The 16,736-nt window shown below is 55.7% G+C and carries 15 protein-coding genes and 1 pseudogene; 6 read left to right on the forward strand and 10 right to left on the reverse strand.

All coding sequences use genetic code 11. The annotated features are described in order from the left end of the window. Nucleotides 1–38: 38 nt before the first annotated feature. The 5 genes from ACR0DL_RS17680 to ugpB form a co-directional block, all read right to left on the reverse strand. Nucleotides 39–986, reverse strand: a complete 948-nt coding sequence (locus ACR0DL_RS17680; RefSeq protein ID WP_170413328.1) for a glycerophosphodiester phosphodiesterase family protein — start codon at nucleotides 984–986, stop codon at nucleotides 39–41. Then, a complete protein-coding gene (gene ugpC, locus ACR0DL_RS17685; RefSeq protein WP_480690532.1) occupies nucleotides 986–2,041 on the reverse strand; it encodes a sn-glycerol-3-phosphate ABC transporter ATP-binding protein UgpC in 1,056 nt (351 codons plus the stop codon). The genes ACR0DL_RS17680 and ugpC overlap by 1 nt, the downstream gene beginning before the upstream one ends. Before the next feature lie 3 nt (nucleotides 2,042–2,044). Next, nucleotides 2,045–2,881, reverse strand: a complete 837-nt coding sequence (gene ugpE / locus ACR0DL_RS17690) for a sn-glycerol-3-phosphate ABC transporter permease UgpE (RefSeq protein ID WP_170395270.1) — start codon at nucleotides 2,879–2,881, stop codon at nucleotides 2,045–2,047. Between the two features lie 20 nt (nucleotides 2,882–2,901). Continuing rightward, nucleotides 2,902–3,783: a sn-glycerol-3-phosphate ABC transporter permease UgpA gene (ugpA, locus tag ACR0DL_RS17695; protein ID WP_170351215.1), complete on the reverse strand. Its 882-nt coding sequence runs from the start codon at nucleotides 3,781–3,783 to the stop codon at nucleotides 2,902–2,904. 61 nt (nucleotides 3,784–3,844) lie between these two features. Continuing rightward, nucleotides 3,845–5,155, reverse strand: coding sequence for a sn-glycerol-3-phosphate ABC transporter substrate-binding protein UgpB (gene ugpB, locus ACR0DL_RS17700; RefSeq protein WP_170351216.1), 1,311 nt, complete (start codon nucleotides 5,153–5,155; stop codon nucleotides 3,845–3,847). A 180-nt stretch (nucleotides 5,156–5,335) separates the two neighbouring features. On the opposite strand from ugpB, the gene ACR0DL_RS17705 reads away from it, so the two are divergent. Continuing rightward, the gene (locus ACR0DL_RS17705; protein WP_480690534.1) at nucleotides 5,336–6,250 is read left to right on the forward strand and encodes a LysR substrate-binding domain-containing protein; all 915 of its coding nucleotides are present in this window, start codon (nucleotides 5,336–5,338) and stop codon (nucleotides 6,248–6,250) included. 410 nt (nucleotides 6,251–6,660) lie between these two features. Here ACR0DL_RS17705 and ACR0DL_RS17710 read toward each other — a convergent pair whose 3' ends face one another. Together ACR0DL_RS17710 and ACR0DL_RS17715 are read right to left on the reverse strand one after the other, a co-directional pair. Continuing rightward, entirely contained in the window at nucleotides 6,661–7,662 is a 1,002-nt protein-coding gene (locus tag ACR0DL_RS17710; protein WP_480690536.1) for a hypothetical protein, read from the reverse strand. 402 nt (nucleotides 7,663–8,064) lie between these two features. After that, nucleotides 8,065–8,301 (reverse strand): hypothetical protein, encoded by a 237-nt coding sequence (locus ACR0DL_RS17715; protein ID WP_480690538.1) that lies wholly within the window; start codon nucleotides 8,299–8,301, stop codon nucleotides 8,065–8,067. A 235-nt stretch (nucleotides 8,302–8,536) separates the two neighbouring features. On the opposite strand from ACR0DL_RS17715, the pseudogene ACR0DL_RS17720 reads away from it, so the two are divergent. From ACR0DL_RS17720 to ACR0DL_RS17730, 3 genes and pseudogenes are all read left to right on the forward strand, one after another. Then, nucleotides 8,537–8,740, forward strand: a pseudogene (locus ACR0DL_RS17720) (DDE-type integrase/transposase/recombinase); the annotation flags it as partial. 72 nt (nucleotides 8,741–8,812) lie between these two features. After that, on the forward strand, nucleotides 8,813–9,010 hold the full coding sequence (locus ACR0DL_RS17725; protein WP_480690540.1) for a hypothetical protein: 198 nt from the start codon (nucleotides 8,813–8,815) through the stop codon (nucleotides 9,008–9,010). Nucleotides 9,011–9,169: 159 nt separating this feature from the next. Continuing rightward, a complete protein-coding gene (locus ACR0DL_RS17730; RefSeq protein ID WP_480690542.1) occupies nucleotides 9,170–11,956 on the forward strand; it encodes a bifunctional aconitate hydratase 2/2-methylisocitrate dehydratase in 2,787 nt (928 codons plus the stop codon). Nucleotides 11,957–12,107: 151 nt separating this feature from the next. Here the strand turns inward: ACR0DL_RS17730 and ubiV are convergent, their stop codons facing one another. From ubiV to ubiT, 3 genes are read right to left on the reverse strand one after another with little or no spacing between them, the layout of a single operon-like run. Continuing rightward, nucleotides 12,108–13,004 (reverse strand): ubiquinone anaerobic biosynthesis protein UbiV, encoded by an 897-nt coding sequence (gene ubiV / locus ACR0DL_RS17735; RefSeq protein ID WP_480690544.1) that lies wholly within the window; start codon nucleotides 13,002–13,004, stop codon nucleotides 12,108–12,110. 4 nt (nucleotides 13,005–13,008) lie between these two features. Beyond that, complete coding sequence (gene ubiU / locus ACR0DL_RS17740) at nucleotides 13,009–13,986, reverse strand: ubiquinone anaerobic biosynthesis protein UbiU (protein WP_170362716.1); 978 nt, start codon at nucleotides 13,984–13,986, stop codon at nucleotides 13,009–13,011. After that, complete coding sequence (gene ubiT / locus ACR0DL_RS17745; protein WP_170351223.1) at nucleotides 13,986–14,528, reverse strand: ubiquinone anaerobic biosynthesis accessory factor UbiT; 543 nt, start codon at nucleotides 14,526–14,528, stop codon at nucleotides 13,986–13,988. Before ubiT ends, ubiU begins: the two co-directional genes overlap by 1 nt. A gap of 126 nt (nucleotides 14,529–14,654) precedes the next feature. On the opposite strand from ubiT, the gene ACR0DL_RS17750 reads away from it, so the two are divergent. Both ACR0DL_RS17750 and ACR0DL_RS17755 read left to right on the forward strand, forming a co-directional pair. Further along, a complete protein-coding gene (locus ACR0DL_RS17750; RefSeq protein ID WP_170379734.1) occupies nucleotides 14,655–16,163 on the forward strand; it encodes a UbiD family decarboxylase in 1,509 nt (502 codons plus the stop codon). After that, complete coding sequence (locus ACR0DL_RS17755) at nucleotides 16,160–16,732, forward strand: UbiX family flavin prenyltransferase (RefSeq protein WP_170379650.1); 573 nt, start codon at nucleotides 16,160–16,162, stop codon at nucleotides 16,730–16,732. Before ACR0DL_RS17750 ends, ACR0DL_RS17755 begins: the two co-directional genes overlap by 4 nt. The last annotated feature ends 4 nt before the right edge of the window (nucleotides 16,733–16,736 follow it).

Raw genomic sequence — 16,736 nt, forward strand, 5'->3', positions numbered from 1 at the left:
AGAAACATAAAAAACGTCACGAATTAGCAATGCAGAATTCACTGGTTGTCGATATGCCAACCCATGCCTAAATCCGACAGATGCCTTTGAACCCGCCCAGGGTAATCAGATACGATTGCATCCACGCGCAGGTCGATCATCCTGTCTATTTCTTCGTGCTCATTCACCGTCCAAACGGCAACACATAGGCCCAGATCTTTTGCGCGCGCCACATTTTCAGCCGTTACATCCGCGTAGTACGGGCACCAAAGCGAACCGCCAGCTTGCTTGACCAAATTGGGAATTTCATCACAACGACCACGAAAGTCAGGGCAAACCGCTTTCGAGGAATCCTCCCCAACATCATCCGCGTTATCTGGAAGCTGTGTAAGGTAAGAAGACGGCATATCAGGAGCTTTTCGCTGACATTCCTCCAGAAGGTTCCAGTCAAAACTGTGCAGTACCACGCGCGACGAAAGACCTTTGCCGCGAACTTCCTGTAGAACTCGACCGACAAAGTTCTCCCTATGAAGCGGATCATGGGCCACGTCAGGATCCGACTTCAGTTCGAGCATCAGATAGGCATCGCCGTATTTTGGTTCACTCACCAATTCTAGCAAGTCCATCAGCCTTGGGACTCGAACGCCTTCCAATTGGGCCTGGTCTGGAAAGCGTTGGCCATAGGCAGAATGCCCGTCTAACCGTCCAATATCGAATTGCTGAATCTTTTCGAAAGTCAGTGACGAAACCTTCGGTTCCTCCCCGGTCAGAAACAGGCCATCTGCGCCGCGAAAGCTCGGGGCGTGCAGACGATGATTATGGGTTATGACCGGCACGTCATCCGCCGTCAGGACAACATCAAACTCAAGAAGCGGGACACCGATAGACAGCGAGAAATCAAAACCAATCATGCTGTTTTCGGGCAAAACGCCTCTTGCCCCTCGATGGCCCACGATCCGGATCAGGTTTTCGCCACCACGGAAGGCTTCGACTTGAGGAAACGTCATTAACCGCCCAGCCTTTCACCGGTTGATTGGTCAAACAGATGCATGTGCTCTGGGGCGACCGAGAACCGCATGTTCGGATGCCGGCCCTCGATCGGATGGACTCCCGGAAGGCTTATCGTGATCGCTCCGCCGACTCTCGCTAGTTGACCGTGCAACAAAGTATTGGCCCCCAACGGTTCTGCCATCTGAATCGCCGATTCCAGCGGACCATTATCATCCAACAGCAGATGCTCTGGGCGTATCCCCAGCTTCAACGCGGTATCAGGACCTGCAGATCGGCCGACCGCAATTTCACCGATCTTGATCGTCCCGTTTTCACGCTGGGCGTCAAACACATTCATCGCAGGGCTGCCAATGAACTGTGCCGCGAACAGAGTTCTCGGTGTTTCGTAGACCTCTAACGGCGTTCCAATCTGCTCGGCGATGCCACCATTCATCACGATCATCCTGTCGGCCATCGTCATGGCCTCGACCTGATCGTGGGTCACATAGAGCGCCGTGATCCCCAGCTTTTCCTGGAGTTCGCGAATTTCCAGACGCATCTGAACCCGCAGCTTGGCATCTAGGTTCGAAAGCGGCTCATCAAACAGGAAAACTGCTGGCTCGCGGACAATGGCCCGACCCATCGCCACCCTTTGACGCTGACCGCCTGATAGTTGTCTGGGTTTGCGATCCAGCAAGGGTTCCAGCTGCAATAGTCTGGCGGCCTCGATCACTTTCTGGTCAATCTGGGCCTTCGGCAACCCGGCGATTTTCAGGCCATATCCCATGTTCTGGCGCACAGACATATGTGGGTAGAGCGCATAGTTCTGGAACACCATAGCGATATCGCGATCCATCGGCTCTTTGTCGTTGGCCCGTTCCTCTCCAATCCGGATTTCGCCGGATGTCACGGTTTCCAGGCCCGCAACCATCCGCAACAGCGTGGACTTCCCGCAGCCCGAGGGGCCAACGATTACGATGAACTCACCATCCGCAATGTCGATATCTATGCCATGGATGACGTCCGTCGGGCCAAAGCTCTTTTTGACGTTCTCAAGGGTTACTGTTGCCATTTCTTACTTCTCGCTATCGACAAGGCCGCGGACAAAGAGCTTTTGCATCGACACCACCACGATGACTGGCGGGATCATCGCCAGAATGGATGTGGCCATGATGACTGGCCATTCGGCCACATCATCGCCAGAAGGGAACATCTGTTTGATACCCATCACAATGGTGTTCATTTCAGGGTCGGTGGTTATCAAAAGCGGCCAGAGATATTGGTTCCACCCATAGATGAACAGGATCACGAACAATGCTGCGATATTGGTCCGGCTCATCGGCACGACGATATCGATGAAGAACCGCATCGGCCGGGCCCCGTCCACGCGGGCAGCTTCGGCTAGTTCATCCGGGATCGTCAGAAAGAACTGCCGGAAAAGAAATGTTGCCGTGGCCGAAGCGATAAGAGGGAAGATCAAACCGTAATAGCTGTTGAGCATACCGAACCCGGCAACAACTTCGAACGTTGGAACGATACGCACCTCGACCGGTAGCATAAGCGTCAGGAAGATCAGCCAAAAGAATGTTGTCCGCCCGGGAAAACGGAAATAGACAATCGCAAAGGCTGACAGCAGCGAGATGACTATTTTGCCAACGGCAATCCCGATGGCCATCACCAAACTGTTGAACAGCATCGTTGCAACCGGGACATTCACGCCGGAAAACAGCGCGGCCTTGTAGTTTTCCCAGAACTGATCACCCGGCACCAACGGCATGGGCGGTGTCACGATTTCCGGTTGGGTTACGGTCGACGCGACAAAGGCCAGCCAGATCGGGAAAAAGATGATCAACACCCCGAGGATCATCATGGCATGGGTCAGCCAGATTCCCATCCCGCGTTTTTCGACCATTCCGTGTTGTTGGGCTGCCATTAGTAGTGCACCCTTTTTTCCACGTATTTGAATTGGATGACCGTCAGCAGGCCGACGACGATCAGCAGGATGACCGATTGCGCCGAAGACGAACCCAGATCCTGTCCCACGAACCCATCCGAGAAGACCTTGTAGACCAGAATGGTTGTTGCCTGTTGTGGCCCGCCACCGGTAATCGTGTGGATAACGCCGAAGGTTTCAAAGAAGGCGTAGACAACATTAACCACCAGCAGGAAGAACGCGGTGGGTGACAAGAGCGGCAGCACTATGGTGAAGAACCGGCGCCAGAAACGCGCGCCGTCGATCGCAGCGGCCTCAATCACGGACCTTGGAACTGACTGCAATGCCGCGAAGAAAAACAGGAAGTTATAGCTGATGCGCCCCCAGGCCGAGGCGACAACAACCAGCCCCATGGCCTCGGTTCCGTTCAGGACATGGTTCCAGTCATAGCCGAGTTGCCCGAGGTACCACGAGACGACGCCGACGCGTGTGTTGAACATGAACAGCCACAGCACGCCTGCAACAGCAGGGGCAACTGCGTAGGGCCAGATCAGTAGCGTTCGGTAAACGCCCGATCCTTTGATCAGGCGGTCCGCGATGACCGCCAGAAACAACGCCGGGATCATCGAGCAGAGAGTGACAAGCGTTGAAAACACCGCTGTCGTCACGAAAGAGGCTCGGTAGAATTTATCGCTCAGCAGGAATTCAAAGTTACCGAGACCCACGAATTGGGACGACAGCCCAAACGGGTCAGGTATGAATAGAGATTGCCAAACAGCCTGCCCCGCCGGATAGAAAAAAAATACAGCGGAAATGACGACCTGCGGGGCGATTAGCGCCAATGGCAACAGCCAGCCGCGAAAGGTGACGCGTTTTTCCATCCCGATAAACCACCGAATATAGAAAATGCGGGCCCGAAACAGGCCCGCATCGAGTTACGACTTATTGATTGGCGGATTCGAACCGGCGCAGCAGAGCGTCACCTCGCTCTTTCGCGCTGTCCATCGCTTCCTGAGCGGTTTTCTCGCCGGACCAGACGGCCTCGAGCTCTTCGTCGATGATGCCGCGAATCTGATCAAACGATCCCAAACGCAGACCTTTCGAATTTGCGGTGGGCTCTTTCGCCGTCATCTGGATCACAGCGATATCGGTTCCCGGGTTTTCGTCGTAAAAGCCTGCGGCACGCGTGGCTTCACCAGCTTCGGCCGTGATCGGAAGATAACCGGTGTTCTGGTGCCACGCCGCCTGAACGTCCGAAGACGACAGGAAGCTGAGGAATTCGCCGACGCCTTTGTATTCCTCGGCGTCATGACCTTCCATCACCCAAAGGGACGCACCGCCGATAATGGTGTTCTGCGGCTCGCTTGTGACGCCTTCCCAATAGGGCAGCGGGCGAACATCGAATTCGAACTCGGCTTCGGAGCTGATGCCAGCGTAACCGGCCGAACTTTCGGTAAACAATGCGCATTCGCCAGCCCGGAAGTTTGCACCACCTTCATTTCTGCGTCCGGTATAGATGAACTTGCCATCCTTGGCCCAGTCACCCATTGCTGTCAGGTGTGCGACCTGCGCCGGACCGTTCAGCATCAGCTCGGTATCCAGACCGGCAAAACCGTTGTCCTGCGATGCGAACGGAACGTCGTGATAGGCCGACAGGTTCTCGAGGTGAATCCAGCTTTGCCATGCAGTCACCAGCGGGCAGTCCTCGCCGCCAGCCTTAAGCTGCTCAAGTACGTCGCCAACCTTTTCCCAGGTCGATAGATCTGTGTCCGGATCAACACCCGCTGCTTCGAAGGCATCGCGATTGACCCACAGAACCGGTGTGGACGAGTTGAAAGGCAGTGAGAGCATTTCTCCGTCCGTTGTAGTATAGTACCCTTTGACAGCGCCAATGTACGCGTCAGGATCAAACGACGCACCGCTTTCAGCCATCACTTCATAGACGGGTTTGATCGCACCTTCGGCCGACATCATCGTTGCCGTGCCCACTTCGAAAACCATTAGAATGTGGGGCTGCTCACCGGCGCGGAAAGCCGCAATACCCGCGTTCAGAGTTTCCGAATAATTACCTTTGTGGCTTTCGACCACGACGAACTCATCCTGGCCGGCGTTGAACTCTTCAACCTGCGCTTTAACAAGCTCACCCAGTCGGCCGGTGAAGGCGTGCCAGAACTGAACTTCAGTTTGGGCCATCGCCGCCACGGGGGACAACGCAGTAGTTACGGCGAGAGCGCCGAGAAATTGCTTATTCATGATTCCTCCCATGCATCAGTGTTGATGCTTCGTTGAATACCGACCGCAACGCGTAATCAGCACACATGACGATTTCACGACGTTAACGTTACAAATTTATAATTCAAGCATTTAATTTTTGAGAAAAACATAACATTACATTATAAAACAACCAAGCGAACAACGAACCAGGATCAAAGTATGAGTCAAACTTTGAGGATCCGCCAATTGGAGGCGCTCATGGCAGTTTCCACAAACGGATCGGTCACTGCTGCAGCTACGGATCTTGGGATAAGCCAGCCTGCGGTCAGCCGACTGCTTTCCGATCTGGAAAAATCGCTTGGCTTTCAACTTTTTGATCGCCGTGAAGGTCGCTTGGTGCCTTCGCAGGAGGTGCGTTATCTGCAACCCAGCGTAGAGCGCGTTTTGGAATTGATGAAGCAGATCTCGGACGTTAGTCAAGACATAACCCAACGCAAAGCGGGACACATCCGCATCGCATGTTTGCCCGGGTTCGCCACCAGTCACCTTCCCAACGTCATCGCCACGTTTTTACAAGATCGGCCAGGTGTAACCATGACGATCGAACCTGACAGACCGGAACGCATTCTCGAGTGGATGATCGGTGAGCAATATGATTTCGGAATCACAGATAACTTTAACGGGCATCCGGCCGTCGAAAGCAGAGACATCGATGTCCGTACAGTTTGCGTGTTTCCTACCGGACATGAATTGGAACCCCTCTCCGAGGTGACACCTACGGATCTTGCAACCGCCAAGATTATTCACACACGGCGCGACAGCAATTTTTTTGCACAGCTTTCAAAAGCCTTTCAAAGCGCCAACGTCAAACTGAATTCCCACATCGAAGTCAGGCAGTTCACGGCGGCATGTGAATTGGCTGTAAAAGGTGTTGGGATTTCCGTGGTCAGCGAGTTGGACGCCGTCCAATATGCAGACAAGGGATTGAGCTACCGACCGTTCAAACCGCTCTTGTCACATACGCTTTCCCTTGTGCGTCCTATTTTGAAGCAACCGTCACTGGTGACGCTAGAGTTCATCGAGCAGTTCCAAGAGAGCCTAGCCCCGTTCAAGGCAGGTAAACTCCATCACTGATTGTAGGGCGGTAAACGCTAACGTTCGCTGCCTACAGGCCGAACATTTTCTATCTTCATAGCTTGAAACCAATTCTTGAGCATTTGGAATAGCCCTAAGATCAACCTCGCCTTATTAGTCAAAGTGGCGAAAGACCGAGTTGTTTTGCTGTTGAGCTTGGATAATTTAGCTCCTAATCCTAGGACACTCTAGCGCCCGCTTCGTCCCGCATTTGGTGAGTTCATAACACTCTGTATATTGCCCGTGCAGCGAACGGCAGTAATGTGGGCTGCAAACGCAGCATTCGAACATAGCGCTCAAGGTCGGCAATGGGCCGACTATACCGGTCCGCTCATAGGCGATTGCGGAAGACACAGCAATGAAGCGGATATCAGATCGATCCCCCCAAGAAGAGGTCGGATAGTAAGATGCTAACCCAATTGAGGCGTGTTCTTTCTAGGCGCGCGAGAGAGCTTTAACCCTAGCAGTGCAATCAAGACGTATGGCCAGATGAAGAGAGCGATCTGTCCTATTGTGGAAGCCGATCGCTCTTTCTCCTTCTCAATTTCGTCGGTAATTTCTCGGCTTTTGGACCGAACATCGTCGATTTTTTGATTGAGGACGGTTTGTGCCTCTTCAAGGGCAGTGATGTGCTCTGCCATAGAAAACTCGCCGCTAAAGACCGCAGACGCTGTTCCTATTGTCACGCTGTACCCGCCGAGCCGTACCAAACGTTGGGATATTCCTCTCTCTTTCAGCACGGTTTGCTCGATATCGCCGATCCTTGTCGCCAGCGGATAGTTTTCGAAATAAATAGCCTGCTCTTGTTCGATTCTCGTTCTGGCTGCGGAGCACATTTGTTGAGCAAATACGCGCTCCATTTCTTTTTGATGGTCATCAATGATTGCATCAACACCAGATGGCTCATCTAGGCCGAAGTCGGTAGCCCCAAGGTCAAAGCCGCTTCCAATTAAGTATGCGTCCAGTTCTGCTGCGTTCATCTTGATTTGAAGCGAACGGAAATCGGCAATTTCACGACTAATCTCGCGAATTGAATGCTCTTCGTTCTCTCGGATGAATCGGGCCGCGCCCGTTCCATTTTCGACATCGATCTCAAGCCTATCCACGGTCGACTGAGAGTCCTCTAGCTGAGATCTTAGTTCGGCTAGGTCTCGATACCCGAGAAACTCTGTGCGCTCCACTGACTGCGCATAGAAATAGAGACAAGCTCCCAACATAGCCGATGTGTAGTAAGTTCGGTCGACGGCTTCTCCGTTCAGAGGGTTGGTTTTCGAGATCGCGAGAGAAGCCACAAAAACTGAAACGGCAACAATCACTAACGCAGTTGGGCTTCCCCCAAATAACGCGGTAAGTAGCGCGCCCATACCAAGAATTACTGCTACAAAAGCAATGCAATTTCGATAGTGAATCACGAAATTTCCTTGCTTAAAGCTTTTTCTCAAAACGAATTCGTGTGGTCTTTACCTGCGTGGTATTCGCGATGTTATTTTGACGGGAATGTGCGACTGTGTCATCGTCTGAAACTGGCGATAGCCTCGCGAAAACGACTGCAAAGTCCGCTGTGAGCCCGCAGTCTAGAGTTTCGCGACCACCAATTTCGAGCATATAGAGCGAAGGTCGGCAATGTGGGTTGCTGGCGCAGCATTGAGCAACACCACTAAGCGGTAGCTAAGGACCGCCTTGTTGGTGCGGATGGTTTTCCACGAGTCAGATAGTGCGGTGCATCCGAGGTCTGGAAAGAGCACAATCTACCGGATGCTGCGCCTCGAACGAATGTCCGCTCAAAAGCTATGAACGATACCAACGCTCATGATCTACCTAATGAAAGTTAAGGTCGATAAACTCGTAGATTTGGCGTGCTCAGCTGCCGTATCGGCGAAGACTCCAGCGAAGTCCGTTGCTTCGTGTTCCGTCTGACCGCCACTTTTCAGGAAGGCCTTGATAATCATTTGAGTCTTTTCTTCAGCCACCCGCTCAAGGAAATAGCGCAACTCGATTGAGGCACCCGCTGCTTCGTCACGGATCGACGCATTCACAATGTCCTTGTACATGGCCAAATCGTGCAGGTCTCTGGCTCGAAGAGTATTCAGGATGCCTTCAAGATACAGTTCTGTCGCAAACTTTGTTCCACCTGTCAGACTGAGTGTCGTTTTGGTAGCACATGCTCAGATAAGACAGGAGCAGACCGTGACCATCTCATTCAAAGGTGCGCACTTTCCGAAAGACGTGATCTTGTACGCTGTTTTCTTCTATCTCCGATACGGCGTGTATCCGATACCGATCGAGATGGTGAGGCAGAAGTATTTCAACAACATCATTGAACAAGAACATCGATTCATCAAACGTCGGATCAGGCCCATGTTGGGTTTCAAGTCTTTCGATTCAGCTGCATCTGCCCTGGCTGGCATTGAGCTGGTCAACATGATCCGCAAAGGTCAATTCACACCCGGACTCTCTCTGTTTCAGCAATTTGCTCAACTGTTAGGATAAACAACCCGCCTGCGTTGCCTCCTCGTCCTTCAAAGGAATTTGCGACAGAACCGTTTCGGGGAACGGGGGTTTGTGCTGGCCTCACCCGCGCCACTGTCGGGGCGAGGTTTGGATGTGCCGGATGGGCTGAGTTATCTGACACCCGATGTCTGGCAGGCCGTACAGGTGTTTGGTGCCGATATGGACCGCGTTGCGGCCAAGCCCAACACGCTGCAGACCCATGTGCTGGCGGGGTACTACTTAGACGGGTGGGACTATTGGTTCCGCTGAACTGCGGCTCATACCGGACTTTGTGATCGCATTTTTCAGATGGTCACTTGAAGTCTTAGAAAAATTAGTATACCGCCGCATACAATTCGATACCGGCAGTGGTCAGCTTGCTGAAAACCCGGTAGGCACCCACACGAAACGCTAACAGCCGGAACAGCCATGAGCCTTTATACAGATTACCTCAGCGAGATCGAAACCCGCAAAGGACAAGGGCTGCACCCCAAGCCCATCGACGACGGCGCATTGGTGAAAGAGATCGTCGCCCACATCAAGGATGTGGCAAGCGAACACCGGGACGGGGCGCTGAACTTTTTCATCTATAACACGCTGCCTGGTACAACCAGCGCTGCCGGTGAAAAGGCCAAATTCCTGAAAGAGATTATTCTGGGCGAAGCTGAGGTCGAAGAGATCTCGGTTCCTTTCGCGTTTGAGCTGCTGTCGCACATGAAAGGTGGTCCTTCTGTTGAGGTTCTGCTGGACCTGGCACTGGGTACGGATGCCTCGATTGCGGATCAGGCCGCCGAGGTGCTGAAATCGCAGGTCTTCTTGTACGACGCCGATACCGACCGTCTCAAGGCGGCCTATGAAGCTGGAAATATTATCGCGAAGGACGTTCTGGAGAGCTATGCCAAAGCAGAATTCTTTACCAAGTTGCCCGAGATCGACGAAGAAATCGAAGTCGTAACTTATGTCGCGGCCGAAGGTGACATCTCGACCGACTTGTTGTCGCCGGGCAATCAGGCGCACTCGCGGGCTGACCGGGAATTGCACGGCAAGTGCTTTATTTCAGACAAGGCGCAGCAAGAAGTTGAAGCGCTGAAGCTGCAGCATCCCGGCAAGCGGGTCATGCTCATCGCCGAAAAAGGCACCATGGGTGTGGGTTCGTCGCGTATGTCCGGTGTGAACAACGTCGCGCTGTGGACCGGTAAGCAGGCCAGCCCCTATGTGCCATTCGTCAATTTCGCGCCGATCGTTGCGGGTACCAATGGCATTTCACCGATCTTTCTGACCACCGTGGGCGTGACCGGCGGCATCGGTCTGGACCTGAAAAACTGGGTCAAGAAGGTGGATGAAGATGGCAACGCGATCCTGAACAATGACGGCAACCCGATCCTTGAAGAGAAGTATTCGGTCGCAACCGGCACGGTTCTGAAGATCAACACCAAAACGCACAAGCTTCTAAGTGAAGATGGCGAAGAACTGGTTGACGTGCCTTCGTCCTTCACCCCTCAAAAAGTAGAGTTCATGAAGGCCGGCGGATCCTACGCCATCGTCTTCGGCAAGAAACTGCAGGCACTTGCTGCCGAGACGCTGGGTATTGAGGCACCTTCGGTGTTTGCTCCGTCGAAAGAAGTCAGCCACGAGGGTCAGGGTCTGACTGCGGTTGAGAAGATCTTTAACAAGAATGCCGTGGGCACAACGCCGGGCAAAACTTTGCACGCCGGTTCAGACGTGCGTGTGAAGGTCAACATCGTCGGTTCACAGGACACCACCGGCCTGATGACCATGCAAGAGCTTGAGGCGATGGCCGCCACCGTCGTGGCACCCAGCGTTGATGGTGCCTATCAGTCGGGTTGTCATACCGCGTCGGTCTGGGATGCCAAGGCGCAAGCAAACACGCCCCGTCTGATGAAGTTCATGAATGACTTTGGTCTTGTCACCGGTCGTGACCCGAAAGGGGTCTATCATTCGATGACGGACGTGATCCACAAGGTGTTGAACGATATCACCGTGGATGACTGGTCGGTGATCATTGGCGGCGACAGCCATACCCGGATGTCCAAAGGCGTGGCCTTTGGTGCCGACTCGGGCACCGTGGCGCTGGCGCTGGCCACCGGCGAAGCCTCGATGCCGGTTCCGGAATCGGTCAAGGTGACCTTCAGGGGTAAGATGGCTGAGCATATGGATTTCCGCGACGTGGTGCATGCCACCCAGGCGCAGATGCTGGAACAGCATGGCGACAACGTATTCCAGGGCCGCGTGATCGAAGTGCATATCGGTACGCTGTTGGCAGACCAGGCCTTCACCTTCACTGACTGGACGGCCGAGATGAAGGCCAAGGCCTCGGTCTGTATCTCGAATGACGAGACCTTGATCGGTTCGCTGGAACTGGCCAAGTCGCGCATCCAGATCATGATCGACAAAGGTATGGAGCATGAAAACGGGATGCTGCAAAAGCTGATCGACATCGCTGATGCACGCATTGCCGAGATCAAGTCGGGTGAAAAGCCTGCTCTGACACCCGATGACAACGCGAAATACTTCGCTGAGGTTGTTGTCGATCTGGATCAGATCGTTGAGCCGATGATCGCCGACCCGGACGTCAACAATGCCGATGTGTCAAAGCGTTACACGCACGATACGATCCGTCCGATCTCGTATTACAATGCCGAAAAACATGTTGATCTGGGCTTTGTCGGATCGTGCATGGTGCATAAGGGTGACATCAAGATTGTCGCCCAGATGTTGAAAAACCTGGAAAAGGAAACCGGTAAGGTCGAATTCAAGGCTCCGCTGGTGGTTGCGGCACCGACTTACAACATCATCGACGAGTTAAAGGAAGAAGGCGACTGGGAAGTGCTCGAGAAATACTCGGGCTTCGAATTCGACGACCTGTTCCCGAAACAGAAGGCGCGCACCGAGTACGAAAATATTCTCTATCTTGAGCGCCCCGGCTGTAACCTGTGCATGGGCAACCAAGAAAAAGCCGCTAAGGGTGATACCGTTCTTGCCACGTCGACCCGCCTGTTCCAGGGCCGCGTCGTGGCAGATGCACCGGACAAAAAAGGCGAAAGCTTGCTGGCATCGACCCCGGTTGTTGTCCTCTCAGCGATTTTGGGCCGGACGCCGAAGATCGAAGAGTACAAATCCGCCGTGGAAGGCATCGACCTGACAAAGTTCGCACCGCCCGTCGCGCCAGAAGGGACCAAGTCGGCCCATTTCTAAGTTCTGCACGGCCGGTTCACCTGTCGCAGGTTGGGCCGGCCCGCTTCTTTACCAGATATGACGTCTGGGATGCTCGGCTAGCTCAGTGCGGCCGTGCGCTCAGGAACAATGTCGTGCAATCCGGGCCAGGCAATAGAAGTGTTGCACAGAATCAGGAAGCGCCTGACCAGTCCGCTCCGCAAGCTCCGGTCAGGAACCCATCGCTTAGGCGCAGGGCGGGGTCATCGGCCGTGATCGCTTTCGCAACACCGCCTTGGGGCAAGGTCTGATCCAGACGCTGATGGTACAGTATACAAAGTTTCGCAAACCCCTTGGATTGTGGCGACAGACGCAAGGCTGACACTCCGACCCAGCGCAATTGGTCAATTTGATGGTCGGTGCAGGCATAGCTGTCGGATAAGGTCTGTACCCCGTTCATTGCCATGAAGGGCCTGCCGTCGCCGGTCAGAACCTCGAGCCCGTCGGGGTCGTCTTCGCAAGCGAATTGGCAGTTGTCCTTGGTGCGCCCATGTAGGCGAGCGTGATAGCAGCGGCCAGAGATGGCAAGCGGTAACCGGCCGTGACCCCAGACCTCGATCGCGATATCCAGGTCATTGGCAACCCGCGTCAATGCCTCAACTGATGCCAGGGGCAATTCCGGCGGCAGACAGACTCGATTTGCGCCGCGGGCCGCCAGCCAGTTCAGCGTGCCTTCATTGTAGACATTCACCAGCGGTCCTACCGTGAACGCGCAGCCCTTGGGCAGATGGGCCAGGGCGGTCAAATCATTGACCTCGACCGTCACACCCATTTCGGCCAGTTCGGCGGTCAGTTTGCGTTCGCGTTTCAGCGTGATCAGCGCGAGACTGGTGAGGGAAACCTGTTTCCCGGCCTCGATCAACGCGGCAATCGCATCGGGGATGCGGTCCTGGTAGAAGGGCAGGCGTTTGGAACAGACCAACTCGCCGATCACCACACGATCGACCGGAGACTGGGTCAGGCCCTGATAAAACCCGGTCCAGAAATCGGCGGGCCAGAAGAACTGGCTGGGCCCGACTGTCAGTTCCATCGCGTTATCTCCATGTTTTCTTGTAGGCGCCGGTTGTCATGGCCTGCCCCTCGGACAGGCGGGCCAGCATGCCCTCGGGCATCGGGCGCCCGGCCTCTAGCGCATCCACCGCCGCGCGGAAATTGCGCACCACCTGCGCGACATAGGATTTCGACCGTTGCCTCCCTTCGATCTTCAGCGCCGTAACGCCCGCTTTTTGCAATTGCGGGATCAACTGCTCGGCGTTCAGGCTGACCGGATCTTCGAACAGATGTCCGGTTTGGGATCCTGCGGTGAAACACCCCTTGCACAGGGTGGGGTAGGGGGCCGGTTCCCCCTTGTCGACCCGGTGGATTAGATAACCGCCCAGACGCGCATCCAGAACGCCCTGATCTTCTGAGTAATCCACATGGCTGGCGGGTGAGCAGACCCCGTTCATGTTTGGTGACAACCCGGTGGCATAGGAAGAGAGCGAACAGCGCCCTTCGGCCATCACGCACAGGCCGCCGAAGACGAACACCTCAGTCTCAACCTCGGTTTCGGCATTGATGGCGGCAATCTCGGGCACGGACAGAACGCGTGGCAGGACCACACGTTTGACGCCAAACGTGTCTGCATAGAAATTGATTACATCGGCATTGGCAGCGGCGGCCTGCACAGACAGGTGCCGTCGCAATCCAGGGTGGGTGCGGGCGGTGTGGTCCAGCAGTCCAAGATCGGCCAGGATCACCGCGTCTGCGCCGCAAGTTTTGGCATCTGCTACGGCGCTGTGCCAGATCGCCTCATCCCCTGCGCGCGGGAAAGTATTGATGGCAACCAGCACTTTTGAGCCGTGTTGATGGGCGAAACTTACAGCATCGCGCATTTCGCTGCGATTGAAGTTGAGGCCCGGAAAGTTTCGGGCGTTGGTTTCATCGTTGAAACCGCAATAGACCGTATGTGCCCCCGCCTTAACGGCGGCCCGCAAGGCGGCGGGCGTTCCTGCCGGGCAGACGATTTCCATCACCATATTACTGCGTCCTCGGGTCGGGTCAGGCAGAGGCCGGTTTGACGCTCGGCCAGGGCAATCAGCTGCTGTATCGGACGCGCGAATGGCCCGGAAAGTCTGGCCGCTTCCTGCGCCAGGTCCAGTTCGGCATCGTCCACGGCATTGCGCAGGGCGAGGGCGGCGCCGGTATCGCCCTCAACCACCAGATCGCGCGAGAAAAACAGCGCATCGCCATCAAAGGCCCCGTGTACCAGACCAAGCAAGGCCGCAAGCGGACCCGAGATCCGGGCCACTCCTTTCCCCCGACCGCGAGTCAGGGTCACCTTTGGTCGACCATCGTTGGGATTGAGACACAGAACAATCGGCAGGTCGACCGGGTCGAGTACAAAATCGGTCTGCCTGTATTCGCCCAGGCGCTGAAACAGGCCGGGTGAGGTGCGGGCGATCTTGCGCGCAAAAACCGTCAGCGACAGGGACAGGGGTGCAAGCGGTACCAGCCGCAGCGCCGCCGCCAGAGGGGCGGGGCAGTGCGGTATTGTTATGTGAGGATCGGACAAACTGACCTCCGGCGGTTTAGCAGGTCCTGCTGTCGTAGGCGGGTGCAGGTGCCCGTTAATTGACTGTTGTCAATTCTGCGCGACAAAATCGTTGTTAGGGGAAGGGCAGATTACCGGAGCTGTCCCATTCGCACCTTACCGAAATTTCCCACCCTTCGTGATTTTCTTGGTTGGAGCGAAAGCACCGGCCAATTCCAGGCGGTGTCCGAACCCATCTCTTTGCGCCACCAGATGACGGCCGTGCATCGCGCTGTTTTGGAAGCACAAGGGCCGGTTCTGCGGTTTGATCACCCGGTAACGGCGCAGGGCGACCGATTGGATTTTCCCGTCGTAGTCAACCTGTTCGGCACAGCCCGGCGTGTCGCCGCCGGGCTGGGCGTTACGCCAGATGGCCTGGATGAATTGGGGTCCTTTCTGGCGGCGCTGCGCAGCCCCGCGCCGCCGGATGGGTTGCGCGATGCCCTGTCACGCTGGCCGATGCTGAAGGCGGCGTTGGCAGCGCGCCCAAAAACCGTTCGGTCGGCGGCGGTTCAGGATGTTGTCCACACCGGGACAGATGTCGACCTGTCTGCATTGCCGGTACAGACCCATTGGCCGGGCGATGCCGGGCCACTGATCACATGGCCCGTGGTGGTGACCCGCCCGTATGACAGCGATGCCGGGGATGTCAGCCGCTACAATGCTGGCATCTACCGTGTGCAGGTTCTGGACCGGAGCCGATTGATCATGCGCTGGCTGCCTCATCGCGGCGGGGCGGGGCATCATCGCAGCTGGGTTCAGCGTGGTGAAAAAATGCCTGTGGCCATCGTTTTGGGTGCTGATCCGGCAACGCTGTTGTCAGCGGCGTTGCCGCTGCCAGAAACCGTGTCAGAGTTGAGTTTTGCAGGTGCCCTGAACGGCACACGACCCCGGATGATACCTGCCAAATCTGTGCCACTGTTGGTGCCGGCCGACGCCGAGATTGTGTTGGAAGGCTGGGTTTCCCCAACCGAAACCGCCCCCGAAGGACCGTTTGGCGACCACACTGGATACTACAACCCGGCCGAGCCGTTTCCTGTTATGCATGTCACCGCCGTGACCCATCGTGAAGCACCAGTCTACCTGTCCACCTATACCGGTCGCCCCCCGGATGAACCTGCCATCATCGGCGAAGTGTTCACCCGACTGTCTTTGCCGACCATCCGCGCGCAGATACCCGAAGTGCGTGACCTCTGGCTGCCACCTGCCGCTTGTTCGTATCGCATGGCGATTGTCAGTATCGACAAACGCTATCCCGGACAGGCGCGGCGGGTGATGATGGCGCTTTGGGGGATGTTGCCGCAATTCAGCTATACCAAGATGATCGTGGCCGTGGATGACGATATCGATCCGTCTAGCTGGGACGACATCGCCTGGGCGCTGGCCACCCGCATGGACCCTGTGCGCGATGTGATGTTGCTGGAAAATACTGCCATGGATTACCTCGACTTTGCCTCGCCCCAACCCGGATTGGCGGGCAAGATGGGCATCGATGCCACAACCAAGATCGGCTCGGAAACCTCGCGCGAATGGGGTGAGGTCATGCGAACTTCGGATGCCGATGCGGCCTTTGCTGCTGATCTGTTGGGCCGGATCATGCCGGGGCTGAGCCAATGAGCGCTGCCCGTGTCATATTGGGGGTGTCCGGTGCATCGGGCGCAGCGCTAAGCCTTGCTGTGGCGGGCAACTTGTCGGGGTTGGGGGTTGAGATTGATCTGGTCGTCAGCCCTGCGGCCAATCTTACGTTGGCGCAGGAATGCGGCGCGGATGCGTTGGACGATCTGTGCAATCTGGCGACACGGCACCATGCCACCGGCGATGTGGGGGCAAGTATCGCTTCCGGCTCGGTCCCGGTTGCGGGCATGATTGTAGCGCCTTGTTCGATGCGCACGCTTGCAGCGATTTCGTTGGGTCTGGACGACAACCTGCTGACCCGAGCAGCCAGCGTGCAGCTTAAGGAACGCCGCCCTTTGATCCTGCTCACCCGCGAAGCGCCGTTGACGTTAGCGCATCTGCGCAACATGACCTCTGCAACGGAAATGGGGGCCGTGATCATGCCGCCTGTGCCCGCCTTTTACCTCAAGCCGCAAAAACTGAATGACGTGATCGATCAGATTGCTGCGAGGGCTGTTGATTCCCTGCGTTTGAGTGCCCCCACCGCCGCGCGCTGGAATGCGGGTGCCTGAACAG

The organism is Ruegeria sp. BB5, assembly GCF_056539405.1.

Bases quoted from the DNA above. Each gene is read 5' to 3' on its own strand.
- ACR0DL_RS17715 (WP_480690538.1), bottom strand. From the start codon at position 8,301: ATGTACAAGGACATTGTGAATGCGTCGATCCGTGACGAAGCAGCGGGT.
- ubiV (WP_480690544.1), bottom strand. From the start codon at position 13,004: ATGGAACTGACAGTCGGGCCCAGCCAGTTCTTCTGGCCCGCCGATTTC.
- ACR0DL_RS17705 (WP_480690534.1), top strand. From the start codon at position 5,336: ATGAGTCAAACTTTGAGGATCCGCCAATTGGAGGCGCTCATGGCAGTT.
- ugpB (WP_170351216.1), bottom strand. From the start codon at position 5,155: ATGAATAAGCAATTTCTCGGCGCTCTCGCCGTAACTACTGCGTTGTCC.
- ACR0DL_RS17755 (WP_170379650.1), top strand. From the start codon at position 16,160: ATGAGCGCTGCCCGTGTCATATTGGGGGTGTCCGGTGCATCGGGCGCA.
- ACR0DL_RS17730 (WP_480690542.1), top strand. From the start codon at position 9,170: ATGAGCCTTTATACAGATTACCTCAGCGAGATCGAAACCCGCAAAGGA.
- ACR0DL_RS17680 (WP_170413328.1), bottom strand. From the start codon at position 986: ATGACGTTTCCTCAAGTCGAAGCCTTCCGTGGTGGCGAAAACCTGATC.
- ubiU (WP_170362716.1), bottom strand. From the start codon at position 13,986: ATGGAAATCGTCTGCCCGGCAGGAACGCCCGCCGCCTTGCGGGCCGCC.
- ugpC (WP_480690532.1), bottom strand. From the start codon at position 2,041: ATGGCAACAGTAACCCTTGAGAACGTCAAAAAGAGCTTTGGCCCGACG.
- ugpE (WP_170395270.1), bottom strand. From the start codon at position 2,881: ATGGTCGAAAAACGCGGGATGGGAATCTGGCTGACCCATGCCATGATG.
- ugpA (WP_170351215.1), bottom strand. From the start codon at position 3,783: ATGGAAAAACGCGTCACCTTTCGCGGCTGGCTGTTGCCATTGGCGCTA.